Source organism: Alexandriicola marinus (assembly GCF_004000435.1).
Lineage (GTDB): Bacteria > Pseudomonadota > Alphaproteobacteria > Rhodobacterales > Rhodobacteraceae > Alexandriicola > Alexandriicola marinus.
On record NZ_RBVZ01000001.1, the window covers coordinates 665,664 to 677,159 of the forward strand.

The 11,496-nt window shown below is 61.8% G+C and carries 14 protein-coding genes; 12 read left to right on the top strand and 2 right to left on the bottom strand.

Features of this window, described 5'->3' with window-relative positions; all coding sequences use genetic code 11:
- The first annotated feature begins 115 nt into the window (after positions 1-115).
- The 3 genes from EP376_RS03255 to EP376_RS03265 all read left to right on the top strand — a co-directional run bounded on the left by EP376_RS03255 (position 116) and on the right by EP376_RS03265 (position 1,219).
- Positions 116-463 carry a DUF2200 domain-containing protein gene (locus tag EP376_RS03255; RefSeq protein ID WP_127654093.1) on the top strand — a complete coding sequence of 116 codons (348 nt, stop codon included), beginning with the start codon at positions 116-118 and terminating at the stop codon, positions 461-463.
- A 41-nt stretch (positions 464-504) separates the two neighbouring features.
- Positions 505-702, top strand: coding sequence for a hypothetical protein (locus EP376_RS03260; protein WP_127654094.1), 198 nt, complete (start codon positions 505-507; stop codon positions 700-702).
- A 187-nt stretch (positions 703-889) separates the two neighbouring features.
- On the top strand, positions 890-1,219 hold the full coding sequence (locus EP376_RS03265; RefSeq protein WP_127654095.1) for a hypothetical protein: 330 nt from the start codon (positions 890-892) through the stop codon (positions 1,217-1,219).
- Positions 1,220-1,256: 37 nt separating this feature from the next.
- On the opposite strand, the gene EP376_RS03270 is transcribed toward EP376_RS03265, so the two are convergent.
- Both EP376_RS03270 and EP376_RS03275 read right to left on the bottom strand, forming a co-directional pair.
- Positions 1,257-1,790 carry a cupin domain-containing protein gene (locus EP376_RS03270; RefSeq protein ID WP_127654096.1) on the bottom strand — a complete coding sequence of 178 codons (534 nt, stop codon included), beginning with the start codon at positions 1,788-1,790 and terminating at the stop codon, positions 1,257-1,259.
- A gap of 70 nt (positions 1,791-1,860) precedes the next feature.
- Positions 1,861-2,931 (bottom strand): C4-dicarboxylate TRAP transporter substrate-binding protein, encoded by a 1,071-nt coding sequence (locus EP376_RS03275; protein ID WP_127654097.1) that lies wholly within the window; start codon positions 2,929-2,931, stop codon positions 1,861-1,863.
- A gap of 203 nt (positions 2,932-3,134) precedes the next feature.
- On the opposite strand from EP376_RS03275, the gene EP376_RS03280 reads away from it, so the two are divergent.
- The 9 genes from EP376_RS03280 to EP376_RS03320 all read left to right on the top strand — a co-directional run bounded on the left by EP376_RS03280 (position 3,135) and on the right by EP376_RS03320 (position 11,463).
- The gene (locus tag EP376_RS03280; protein WP_127654098.1) at positions 3,135-3,656 is read left to right on the top strand and encodes a TRAP transporter small permease; all 522 of its coding nucleotides are present in this window, start codon (positions 3,135-3,137) and stop codon (positions 3,654-3,656) included.
- Between the two features lie 3 nt (positions 3,657-3,659).
- Complete coding sequence (locus EP376_RS03285; protein WP_127654099.1) at positions 3,660-4,976, top strand: TRAP transporter large permease; 1,317 nt, start codon at positions 3,660-3,662, stop codon at positions 4,974-4,976.
- A gap of 11 nt (positions 4,977-4,987) precedes the next feature.
- Entirely contained in the window at positions 4,988-5,872 is an 885-nt protein-coding gene (locus EP376_RS03290; RefSeq protein ID WP_127654100.1) for an MBL fold metallo-hydrolase, read from the top strand.
- Between the two features lie 117 nt (positions 5,873-5,989).
- Entirely contained in the window at positions 5,990-6,637 is a 648-nt protein-coding gene (locus EP376_RS03295; protein WP_127654101.1) for a GntR family transcriptional regulator, read from the top strand.
- 33 nt (positions 6,638-6,670) lie between these two features.
- Positions 6,671-7,471, top strand: coding sequence for an ABC transporter ATP-binding protein (locus tag EP376_RS03300; protein WP_127654102.1), 801 nt, complete (start codon positions 6,671-6,673; stop codon positions 7,469-7,471).
- Positions 7,471-8,349: an ABC transporter permease gene (locus tag EP376_RS03305; RefSeq protein ID WP_127654103.1), complete on the top strand. Its 879-nt coding sequence runs from the start codon at positions 7,471-7,473 to the stop codon at positions 8,347-8,349. The genes EP376_RS03300 and EP376_RS03305 overlap by 1 nt, the downstream gene beginning before the upstream one ends.
- Positions 8,342-9,190, top strand: coding sequence for an ABC transporter permease (locus EP376_RS03310; protein WP_127654104.1), 849 nt, complete (start codon positions 8,342-8,344; stop codon positions 9,188-9,190). The genes EP376_RS03305 and EP376_RS03310 overlap by 8 nt, the downstream gene beginning before the upstream one ends.
- A gap of 37 nt (positions 9,191-9,227) precedes the next feature.
- Positions 9,228-10,268: an ABC transporter substrate-binding protein gene (locus EP376_RS03315; protein ID WP_127654105.1), complete on the top strand. Its 1,041-nt coding sequence runs from the start codon at positions 9,228-9,230 to the stop codon at positions 10,266-10,268.
- Between the two features lie 103 nt (positions 10,269-10,371).
- Complete coding sequence (locus EP376_RS03320) at positions 10,372-11,463, top strand: amidohydrolase family protein (RefSeq protein WP_127654106.1); 1,092 nt, start codon at positions 10,372-10,374, stop codon at positions 11,461-11,463.
- Positions 11,464-11,496 lie beyond the last annotated feature (33 nt).

An 11,496-nucleotide genomic window follows, 5' to 3' on the forward strand; every position in this document is an offset into this window, starting at 1 on the left:
AAGCGCCGGCGCGGACCTGTCTTCACGCGAGCAGTGGCGTGAAGGCGCCGATCGCCGTGGTGTCCGATTCCTCTTCCGTTTGACAGGCCAACCGGGCGCGGGTGATGCTGGGCATATGAGCCACAAGATTTTCGGGATGGCCGTTTCGGCGGTCTATCCCCACTACATCAGGAAAGTCGAAAAGAAGGGCCGGTCGCAAGCCGACCTCGAGACCGTGGTGTCATGGCTGACCGGCTATGATGCTGCGGGTCTCCGTCAGCAGCTGGACGCAGGCACCGATTTCGAAACCTTCTTTGCCGAAGCCCCCGCCATGAACCCGGACCGGCGAAAGATTACCGGCGTAATTTGCGGGATCCGGGTGGAGGATATCGAAGATCCGCTGATGCAGGAGATCCGCTACCTCGACAAGCTGGTCGACGAACTCGGCCGCGGCAAGAAGATGCAGAGCATCCTGCGGAGCTAGAGCTGCGTGGCCATGGAAGTAACCTTGAAAGGAACGCCAAGATGAAGAAACTGATCGCTCTTCTCGTGATGGTGCCGGTATTCGCCCTGTCGGCCTGTGATGAACTGAACCTCGATCCTCAGCTGGAACGTGCGGCCATCGGTGCGGCGATTGGCTGTGCTGCGGGAGAATACCTGGTCGATGGGCGTTGCGTCGAAGGCGCCGTCATCGGTGCAGGCGTCGGTGTCTTCACGGACTAGGACGCGTCCACTCCCGTTGCGGGGCCAGCCTTGCCCTTGGGCGATTGTCGGTGATCCGTGCCTTTCGCCAGAAGGTTCTTCTTGCAATTCCATGTCCGATTTGCAGGGTGTTATCTGTCGAACCGGCCGTGAATACAGTTCCTTGGTGTGAGGGTTGCCCGTGAATTTCGAGGACAGGATCAGAACGGTGTTTTCGATCCCGCTCGGGTTCATTCTGGGTGTAATCGGGTCGGGCGTGGCAGAGTTGGCCTCCGTGACCAGCTGGAAGATCTTTGCAATATTCCTGGGTGTCGTGGCCCTGTTTTTCCTGTTCGAGTGGATTTCGGACAAGGGGAGCCTGAAGGCCATGGAAGCGCTGAGCGACCGGTCCGAGGCCGAACTCAAGGACATTCGCGAACGCAAGCTCCTGGGCAGCCATTCGCCATGGCCCCGTTATCTTTTCCTGATTTCGGCGGCTGTGGGCGTTCTGGCGTGCCTTGTCTGGTCCCCGCTGGAGATACTGGAAGCTCTAACCTGAGGGCAGGGCGCATGCCCCGCCCTCTCCTGCGCTGGTCTCAGCCCTCTTCGAGATCGCCTTCTGCGTTGACCCGCAGGCCTGTCTTGTGGCTCTGCTCGAGGATCTGTGGCGCCCAGGCGACGCGGCCGCCGTCCTGAGTCGTCTCTTTCGAGCCGATGATCGCCATCAGCATCGCATAGTCGTCGCCCACGTTGCGAAAGCCGCGAAAGACGCCCGGCGGGAAAGAGATCACGTCAAAGGGATCGATCTCGATCTCCTTGTCGCCCTCCGCGCCCCAATAGGCCGCCCAGCGGCCCGTGAGGGGGATGAAGACCTCGATCGTCTCGTGCGCATGGAGTGCCGCGCCCTTGCCGGGTTCCGCACCCACATAGGTGATCCCGAAGTAACGGGCATCGGTGATCGAGGGGGCAAGGTCCTTGTCTTCGGTCACGCCGCGCCCGATGACGTTGAAGATGTCGCGGTGATATTCGGGGATGCGGGTGTCGACGTAGGCCTGCTTCGAGCCCTTGAGCTCCTTGTAGCGGGCCACGCGCTCCAGCATTTCCTCGACGCTTGGTTCGATGATATCCATCGGTCTGGTCCTGTCTGAAGGTCTTGGAATCAAAACGGGCGGCCCGTTCGGGCCGCCCGTTGTATCGATCTTAGTCGATCACGTATTCGACTGGCCACTCATAGCTGCTAGCGGCCACCGCATCGAGATAGGCCTGCATGACCTCCGATCCCGGCATGCCACGACCGTCGGCTTCCTTGGCCTGCTGGTTCGGGAAGCTGGTGAGTGACTCGGCCCAGCCCGCACGCACCTCGGGGGCAAGGTCGTTGACCCTGGCGCCAACCTCGATCAGACCCTCGATCCCGCGCTGCTGGGCGGCGTTGAGCGAGGCACCGGCCTGCTCCTCGTAGGCGCGGCCCACTTCGAGGATGATCTGCTGAACATCTTCGGGCAGGCGGCTCAGCGAGCGTTCGTTCATTGTCAGCGCGTTCACCGCCATCGCACCGAAACCGATCCGGGTGTAATAGGGCGACGGCTCATAGAACTTGAAGCCAAGATAGGCGGACGGGAACATCAGCCAGCCGTGGTAGACGCCCGTCTGAAGCGACAGATAGCCGTCGGGCAGGGTGGACTGAACCGGGATCGCACCCGCGAATTCAAGCCACGGCAGGTTCGGACCGGCGCCGCCGATCTTCACACCTTCGAGGTCGGCCACGGTTTCCCACGGGTCGGTCGTGCCGAGATGGTAGTTGTCCCAGCCATGCAGGCCCAGAAGGATCTGGCCATATTCTTCCGAGAATTGCTCGGTCAGCCACGGCACCTGGTCATAGACGGCGCGAGTCGTGGCCATGGCCTCGATCGAATCCTGCGGCCCGAACGGAGCATAATAGGGGAAGTTGTGCAGGAACAGCTTGGCTGGTTCAAAACAGATGCAGAAGGCGCCGATGTCGAGGATGCCGTTCTGAACCGCCTCGAGCGTTTCGGCCACGCCCGCGATCGCGCCGCCGTAACCTTCGACGAATTCGATCTCGTGCTCTGTTTCCTCGGCCACGCGACGCACCACTTCGGGCACGAAAAAGTTTGCCGTATCAGTCACATAGACGGACGGCCCGTTCGGGTGACCCGATCCGATCCGAAGCGTGAACGTATCGGCTGTCGCCGCTGCGCCCCAGACCATGGCCATTGCCGTACCAGCGGCAACTATTGCGTTCTTAAGTGTCATCAGTTCCTCCCATCAGACATGAAACACGTCCCTCGGCCCCTTCCTCCCGAGAAAGGGCTTATTTATCGTTCGCTAACTACCTCACAGAATCTGCAACCGGTCAAGCCTCGAGACGCGCTATTTATCGATTGCTAATCTTGGCTTGACCCTTCGTCTCGTTCCGCTAGCGTTGCACGAAACAAAGGTCGAGGGAGGGGCCGATCATGTCTGTGGACACCCGTGTTGCACGGGCCATTCACCTGTTCGCGGCGTTTTGGACGCTGTGTCTAGCGGTTTTGATCTTCTTTGACGTCATGGGACTAAAGTTCCTGGGACGCCCGGTGCCCGGCACCAAGGAGATCATCCAGAACTCGGTGGTGGCCATTACCTTCCTGCAGATCCCGCTGGCGATCTACTCCGGTTCGATGTTGCGCACCTCGATTCTGGCCGATGCGGTGCCGCCGTTCGTGCAAAAGCTCTTGCGCACATCCATGTCGATCCTCGGCTTCCTCGTTTTCATGACGATTCTCTGGAGCACCTGGCCCGCCTTCTTCGATTCCTACCGGATCGGGGAATACGAGGGCGAGGGCTCTCTCAGGGTGCCGACATGGCCCGTGCGCGGCACGGTTCTGGTGATGTCGGGCTTCGCTGCCTGGGCCTACCTGACGATGATCTGGCACGATTGGCGCGGAAATCTGATCGACGGGCAGGCCGCACCGGGCGCCTATATGGGCGGGGAGAACTGATCCATGGGTGGTGATATCGTTCTGTGGATGCTCGGCCTTCTGGTCCTGCTGATCCTTCTGGGCACGCATATCGGCGTGGCGCTTGCGATCTGTTCGGGGATCGGCGTCTGGCTGATGCTGGGCGCGCTGGAGCCCGCGATTTCGATCCTCGGCAACACCGCCTACGAGGCGGTAAGAAAGGACGTCTTCGCGGTGATTCCGCTCTTCGTTCTGATGGGGGAATTCATATCCAAATCCGGGGCGGCCGGGGATCTGTACCGCGTCTGCGACCGCACGATGAAGCGGCTTCCGGGACGGCTGGCAATCGCCACGATCACCGGCAACACGATCTTTGCCGCCGTGACCGGGGTGTCGATCGCCTCGGCCGCAGCCTTCAGCCGGATCGCCTATCCCGAGATGATGAAGGTGGGCTACAAGCAGACCTTCGCGCTGGGGGCCGTGGCGGGGTCTGCCTGCCTTGGGATGCTGATTCCGCCCTCTGTCCTGCTGATCGTCTGGGCAATCCTGACCGAACAGAGCGTGGGTGCGCTGTTCATCGCGGGGATCATTCCGGGCATCGTTCTTGCGTTGTTGTTCATTGCCTACGTGATCATTGCTGCGGTCCGTTCGCCTGACGTGGCGCCACCCTTCGATGGCGATCTGGTGAAACTCACGCCCGAAGAGGTCCGCTCCGAGGTGATCGGCAGCTTCGGCATCATCTTCCTGATCTTTCTGGTGATCGGCGGAATCTGGACGGGCTGGTTCAACCCGACGCAGGCGGCAGGTTTCGGCGCGCTGGGTGCGCTGCTGATCGCGGTCATCAAAGGGCTGGGCTGGCGCGAACTCTATCAGGCGGTCCTGCAGGCGGGGCGCACGACGGCGCCGATCATGTTCCTTCTGATCACGGCCTCGATGTATTCGCGGCTTCTGGGGATCGGCGGCGCGGTCAACTTCATCCAGGGGCTGTTCGCGCAGGCGGGCCTCGATCCCTGGCAGGTGATCGCGCTGATGGTGGTGATCTGGCTGATCATGGGGATGCTGATCGACAGCGTGTCGATCATCCTTCTGACGGTTCCGATCTTCTCGCCCATCGCCGCCAGCATCGGGATCGACCCGATTGCCTTCGCGATCTTCGGCATCCTCGTGATCGAGGCGGGGCTGCTGACGCCGCCGTTCGGGCTTCTGGTCTATACCGTCCGGGGGGCGGTGCCGGACAAGACGGCGACGCTGGGCAAGATCTTCATCGGATCGACCCCCTATTTCGTGCTGATCCTCGTGGCGGCCTTCATCGTCTTGTTCATGCCGTGGCTGGCGACGGCCTTGCCCGCGGCGTTGCTATAGGGAGAAACATCATGTCCGCTTCGCTGAAAGCCCCGATCCGCCCCGCGATCCACCGCTTTCGTCTGGGCGAGGCGGACGTGACCACGATCCTCGACGGGGCGATTGTCCTGCCGCAGGTGTCGCCGCCCTACGCCACCGACATGACGGAGGAGCGGCGGGCCGAGGTTGCGCACGAGAATTTCGTGCCGGCCGACAAGACGGAAAACGCCTTCACGCCGACCCTGATCACGACCGGTGGCAAGCTGGTCGTGTTCGATACCGGTTGGGGCGCGCTGGGTCATGACAAGGGTGCGGGCAATCTTGTCGCGCGCATGGCCGAGGCGGGCTATGCACCCGAAGACGTCGACGTGCTGGCCCTGACGCATTGTCATCCAGATCACATGGGCGGGCTTCTCACCGATGGCGAGATGACCTTTCCCAATGCACGCCACGTCGTGGGGCGTGTCGAATTCGAGGCCTGGAGCACGGGCGAGGGCATCCCCGAGAAGCGCGCCCACAACAAGGAATTGTTCGACAAGATCGTGGCGCCCGTCGCCGACAGGTTTGACCTGATCGAGGGCGGGGCAGAGATCGCGCCCGGCCTTTTCGCCGAGGAGGGCTTTGGCCATTCCCCGGGCCACATGATGTACCGGCTCGATCAGGGCAAGGATCAGCTTCTGGTCTGGGGCGACGTCACGAACCATTATGCCTTTTCGCTGCGCCATCCGCGCGCAGCGATTGCCTTTGACGACCATCCCGAGGCCGCGACCGCGACCCGGCTGCGCGTGCTTGACATGGTGGCGACCGACCGGATTCTCGTGGCTGGTCATCACATGCCGTTCCCCTCTGTCGGATATGTCGAGGCGACGGGTGACAGCTATCGCTGGGTCCCGCTGACCTATCAGAACTGGATCTGAGCGCGCGTCGCGCAGCTATCGGATTTCGTGATCCACACTAGCCGAATCGATAATGGTTTACCCCATTGACCGACTCACTCTGACAGTCTTGTGATATTTCACAGGGAGGACAGTTGAGTGGATCTAATTCGTCACCGAGTACTAGATCGTATACGTAGTGATATTTTCACCTGCGAGATCCCGCCAGGCGCGGAGATCCGTGAAACCGAACTTGCCGAGAAATACGAGGTTTCAAAGAGCCCTGTGCGCGAAGCGCTTCAACGACTGGAGTTTGAGGGTCTGGTAGAGACGCTGCCCCGCAAGGGCCATCGCGTGACGCCGATCTCGATTTCTGATGCCTCTGATATTTTAGAGATGCGCGAAACGCTCGAGGCTGCGGCTGTTCGCCGGATGGTCAATGAATGCGAGGACGCGCAACTCAAGCCTCTGGATCGCTGGCGGGATGCCGATACCAGCTCGATCGAGGCCTTCGCCGAATACAACCGCGATTTCCACATCGCGCTGGCCGATCTTTGCGGGAACGGCCGGCTGGCCGAAGACGTGCGGCGGCTGATGTACAGTTATGACCGGCTCTGCGTCGTGTCGCTGTCGCAGATCAGGGACGACCTTGGCGGCTTCGAACAGCCGCTGGCTGATCACGTGGCCCTGATTGATGCCATCCAGGCCCGCGACGCCCGTGCGGCAGTGCGTATCGTTGACCGGCATCTTGGCGCGTCGCGCCGAAAGATCATGAAAGGGCTTTCGCGAAGGCCCATCGTCGAATGACGACCAAACGGAATCTGAGAGGACAGGATGCTCATGGAAACATCTGAGATCGCACCGGCCGAGACGGCAGGCATCGCACCGGGTGCCCCGATCGTGCATGGGACGAATGTCGGCAAGACATTCGCCGGCGGCTCGGTCGTGGCGCTGGAAGGGGCGACTTTCGATATCGCTAAGGGAGAGTTCGTGTCGCTTGTCGGGCCTTCGGGCTGCGGGAAATCCACGCTCCTGCGCCTGATTTCCGGCCTGATCGACCTGAGCAGCGGCCAGATGTCGGTGCATGGCGACCCGGTCAAGGGGCCGCGCACCGATGTGGGCATGATGTTCCAGAAGGCCACGCTTCTGGAATGGCGCACCGCGATCGAGAATGTCCTTCTGCCGACCGAACTCAACGGGACCATCACCGCCAAGGACAAACGCCACGCGGCCGAGTTGCTGGAACTGGTGGGGCTCAAGGATTTCATGTTCAGCTATCCCAGCCAGCTGTCCGGCGGGATGCAGCAGCGCGTCGCGCTGGCGCGGCTGTTGCAGACGGGCGCGGACGTGCTCCTGCTGGACGAACCGTTCGGCGCGCTCGATGAATTCACCCGCGAACACCTGAACGTGGAACTGATGCGGATCGTTGCCGAATTCGGCGCGACCACGATCTTCGTGACGCACAACATCACCGAGGCGATCTTCCTTGCCGACCGGGTGGGTGTCATGACACCGCGCCCCGGTCGCCTGGCCGCCATGGTTCCGGTCAATTTCCCGCGTCCGCGTGAGCTGTCGCTTCAGACGACGCCGGAATTCAACGTGCTGGTCGAACAGGTTCGAAACACGCTGGGGTCGCACTGATGGCTGTCACCGATCAGGTTGCGGGCGAGGGCGGTGGCAAGCCGCTGATGAGCATCGGGATGCGGCGGATGATCAATCATGCCGCGATCTTCCTGACGCTGATCGCGCTTTGGGAATTCGGATCGCGGATCGGCTGGCTCGACCCGCTGTTCTATCCGAGGCCCACCGCGATTCTCGAATCCTTCTGGCGCATCTACGTCACCCAGGCCAACGTCTGGCATCATCTTTATGTCTCGCTCGGGCTGGTCTTCATCGGGTTTGCTGCAGGCTCGATCCTCGGGGTCGGGCTGGGCGCGCTGGTGGGCTTCAATCCGGTCGTGCGGCGGTTCCTTCAGCCCTATGTCATCGTGCTCGAGGCCACGCCCCGGATCGCCGTGGCGCCGCTTCTGATCGCGGCTCTCGGCTTTGGTGCGCCGCCCAAGATCGCGATCATCATGCTGGTCTGTTTCTTTGCGCCCTTCATCAACACCCTTTCGGGCGTGGTGAACGTGAACGAGGAGAAGCTTGAACTCTTCCGCTCCATGGGCGCCTCCAAGATGCAGACCCTGCGCAAGCTGGTTCTGCCCGAGGCCGTCCCCGTCATCATGGCGGGCGAGCGGCTGGCGCTGACCGCGGCCCTGTCGGGTGTGCTCGTCGCCGAATTCATCCTGCGCGATCAGGGGATCGGCGCGCTGATCCTGACCTATACCCGCAACCTGAACATGGCCTCGGCCTTCGCCTGCATCTTTACGCTGACGATCATCGGGTTCCTGATCTTCAAGGGAATGGAAGTGCTCGATCACCGGATCGCATTCTGGAACCATTCCGATGCGACCGACCGGATGAGCGAAAAGCGCGCCCGCGCCTGGGGCAACTTGACGGGAGGCCGGAATGTCTGACGCAACCATCGCATCCAAGGAGCCGAAGCCCCTCTACCTGCGCCTCGTGCCGCATATCGGGCTGTTCCTGCTGATCCTGCTGCTTTGGGAAATCGCTGTGGTCACCGATGTGATCGCCACGATCATGATCCCCAAACCCACCGCGATCATGGGCGCCATTTGGGAGTTGTATGTCACCGAAGGCACCATCTATTCGCATTTCTTCATCACCCTGTTCGAGGCTGTCGCAGGCTTCATGATTGGGGCGGCGATCGCGATCTCGCTGGCCGTCAGCTCTTCGCTGTCAGAGACGTTCAAGCGCTATGTCACGCCCTACGCGGTCGTGTTGAACGTGACGCCGGGGATCGCGCTGACACCTGTTGTCATCGCGTGGTTCGGCTATGGCATGGGCTCGAAGGTGGCGCTGGCCGCGATCATCAGCTTCTTCCCGATCTTCGTGAACACGCTGACGGGCCTGACCAAGATCGACCGGGAACGCGAGGAATTGTTCCGTTCGCTCGGTGCATCGCATCGCGATATCTTCACCAAGCTGCGGGTGCCTGCGGCCCTGCCGCTGATGTTCGCGGGGCTCAAGATCGGTCTGACCACGGCGCTGATCGGCGCGGTCGTCGCGGAATTCGCGCAGGCGACAGCCGGTGTGGGTGTCCTGATGAACCGGTTCTCGTTCCAGCTTGATATGGCCTCGTCCATCGCCACGCTTCTGAGCATGACGGTGATGGGGCTTCTGATGTTCTATTCTATGGAGTTTCTCGACGACAGGATTGTCTTCTGGCGGAGAGAAGCGCGCAGGGCGGCCGCCTCGCGCGCAAGGGCCCGAGCCTGGGAGGCAGGGCTGAAATAGTAAAAGAGATATCACTCTTTTCAGGGAGGAAAGACCCATGTCCTACATGAAGTCACTTGTTGCATCCACGGCGCTTGCCGCCATGCTCGCGCCCGGGGCGCTGGTTGCCCAGGATCTCGACGCGGTCCGCATGATCAACCCGCTGCCGCGCTCGACCGTTTTCTACCCGCTCGTCGTTGGTGAAGCGATGGGCTACTTCGAGGAAGAGGGCGTTGTCGTCGAACTTCTGCCGTCCGACACCTCGATCCCCTATGTGGCCTTCGTCCAGAACGGTCAGGCCGATCTGGCGATGCTCGACGCGACCGAAACGCTGAACGCGGTCATCGCCGGGACCAACATCAACACCGTCTACGAAGTGATGCAGAACGCGCCGGAAAGCGTGGCCGTGGCCGCGACCAGCGACGCGACCAGCATGGCTGATCTTGTCGGCACCACCGTCGGCCTCGTGTCGGACCGTGACCGCGCCTTCCTTCAGGCCGCTCTCGATGCCGAAGGCCACTCGATCGACGATGTCCAGACGGTTGTTCTGGGCGAAAGCGGCCCGACGCTGGCCGCCGCCGTGCGCGATGGCTCGGTTTCGGGCCTCGTGGGGTCGATCAACGACTGGGCCGGCCTTGAAGGCGCAGGCATCCAGGTCAAGCTCATCACCCCCGAAGAGCTTCTGGCGAGCCCCGCCAACACCTTCGCGATGAACGTCGACATGATCGAAGAGCGTCGCGAGTCGATCGAAGGCTTCCTGCGCGCCTGGAGCAAGGGCATGTATGTGTCGGTCAACCACCCCGACGTGGTCGAGACGATGCTGCGCGCCGCTGTTCCCGAAGAGTGGGAAAACGAGGCCGCCGGCATCAGCCTTCTGAACGGTGTGATCGGCATGAACGTGTCGACAACCCCGCGTGCGGGCGACCTGCAGACCGAAGTCTGGTCCAACATCCAGCCGCGGCTTCTGTCGTCGGGCGCGATCGAGCGTGAAGTCGATCCGGCCGACTTCCTGAACGACACCTACATCGACGCCGCCAACGATTTCGATCGGGCCGAGGTGGATGCCGAGGCAGAAGCCTGGCGCGCAGAAAACATGTAATCTTCGCCTGATTTCAGGCGAGACGACTTAAGACTGCCTCGTCCGGAGCGATCCGGGCGGGGCTTAACCTCACCCCTGACCTCGGCACAATGCAGGATTCCCGATGACACATGCCACGATCGATACGCCGGAACTCGGCTCTGAAGACAACCGATACGGCCCGACCGCCGCGCGCCCCGCGCCCAGCGACAAGCGACGCCTTTCCTCCAAGACGGTGGATATCCACGCCCACGTGAGCATTGCTGCCGCATGGGATTACATGACGCCGCATTTCGACGCGTCCAAGATCGCGATGGTCAAGCACTCCAACGACGAGACCCGCGCGCTCAACATGAAACAGGACAAGGACCGGACTGTGGCGATGAAGGATCGCGACGACCGTCTGCGCGTTCTGGATGCCATGGGCATCGACATGCAGGTTGTGGCGCCGATCCCGTTCCAGTGCTGGTATCAGTCGCCGCCCGAGCATTGCATCAAGGGCAGCCAGATCGTGAACGACGGCATCGCGGAATGGGTCGGCGGCGCTGCTGACCGGTTCGTGGGTCTCGGCACCGTGCCAATGACCGAACCCGAAGAGGCCGCGGCCGAACTGACCCGCTGCATGACTGAACTGAACATGAAGGGCGTGCAGATCCTGACCAATATCGACGGCGAGGAGATTTCCAATGCCCGCTTCGAACCCTTCTGGAAGAAGGCCGAGGAACTGGGCGCGCTGGTCATGGTCCACCCGAATGGCTTCACCCAGGGTGACCGGTTCGAGGATTACTATTTCGCCAACGTGATGGGGAACCCGCTCGAGACGTCTCTGGCGCTCGCGCATCTGATCTTCTCCGGCACGATGGAGCGGTTCCCGAACCTCAAGATCCTCGGCGTTCACGGGGGCGGTTATCTGCCCGCTTATTCCGGTCGGATCGACCACGCCTGGGGCGCACGCAAGGACAGCGCCGCGGGCCTGCCCAAACCGCCGACCGAGTACCTCAAGCGGATGTATTTCGACTCGGTCGTCTTCACGCCCGACCAGCTGGAATACCTCGTCGCGCAGTATGGCGCAGACCACATTGTCATGGGCACCGATTACCCGTATGACATGGCTGATTACGACCCGGTCGAGCACATCGTCTCGTCCGATCTTTCCGAGGCCGACAAGGCCGCCGTCGCAGGCGGTTCGGCCCTGAAGCTGCTCGGTCTAGACTAAGCAGCGCCGCCGTCCGGCTTTGGGAGGGGCCGG

Excerpts from the sequence above, each read along its gene's own strand:
- EP376_RS03255 (WP_127654093.1), top strand. The coding sequence starts at position 116 with ATGAGCCACAAGATTTTCGGGATGGCCGTTTCGGCGGTCTATCCCCAC.
- EP376_RS03260 (WP_127654094.1), top strand. The coding sequence starts at position 505 with ATGAAGAAACTGATCGCTCTTCTCGTGATGGTGCCGGTATTCGCCCTG.
- EP376_RS03270 (WP_127654096.1), bottom strand. The coding sequence starts at position 1,790 with ATGGATATCATCGAACCAAGCGTCGAGGAAATGCTGGAGCGCGTGGCC.
- EP376_RS03275 (WP_127654097.1), bottom strand. The coding sequence starts at position 2,931 with ATGACACTTAAGAACGCAATAGTTGCCGCTGGTACGGCAATGGCCATG.
- EP376_RS03280 (WP_127654098.1), top strand. The coding sequence starts at position 3,135 with ATGTCTGTGGACACCCGTGTTGCACGGGCCATTCACCTGTTCGCGGCG.
- EP376_RS03285 (WP_127654099.1), top strand. The coding sequence starts at position 3,660 with ATGGGTGGTGATATCGTTCTGTGGATGCTCGGCCTTCTGGTCCTGCTG.
- EP376_RS03290 (WP_127654100.1), top strand. The coding sequence starts at position 4,988 with ATGTCCGCTTCGCTGAAAGCCCCGATCCGCCCCGCGATCCACCGCTTT.
- EP376_RS03300 (WP_127654102.1), top strand. The coding sequence starts at position 6,671 with ATGGAAACATCTGAGATCGCACCGGCCGAGACGGCAGGCATCGCACCG.
- EP376_RS03305 (WP_127654103.1), top strand. The coding sequence starts at position 7,471 with ATGGCTGTCACCGATCAGGTTGCGGGCGAGGGCGGTGGCAAGCCGCTG.
- EP376_RS03310 (WP_127654104.1), top strand. The coding sequence starts at position 8,342 with ATGTCTGACGCAACCATCGCATCCAAGGAGCCGAAGCCCCTCTACCTG.
- EP376_RS03315 (WP_127654105.1), top strand. The coding sequence starts at position 9,228 with ATGTCCTACATGAAGTCACTTGTTGCATCCACGGCGCTTGCCGCCATG.
- EP376_RS03320 (WP_127654106.1), top strand. The coding sequence starts at position 10,372 with ATGACACATGCCACGATCGATACGCCGGAACTCGGCTCTGAAGACAAC.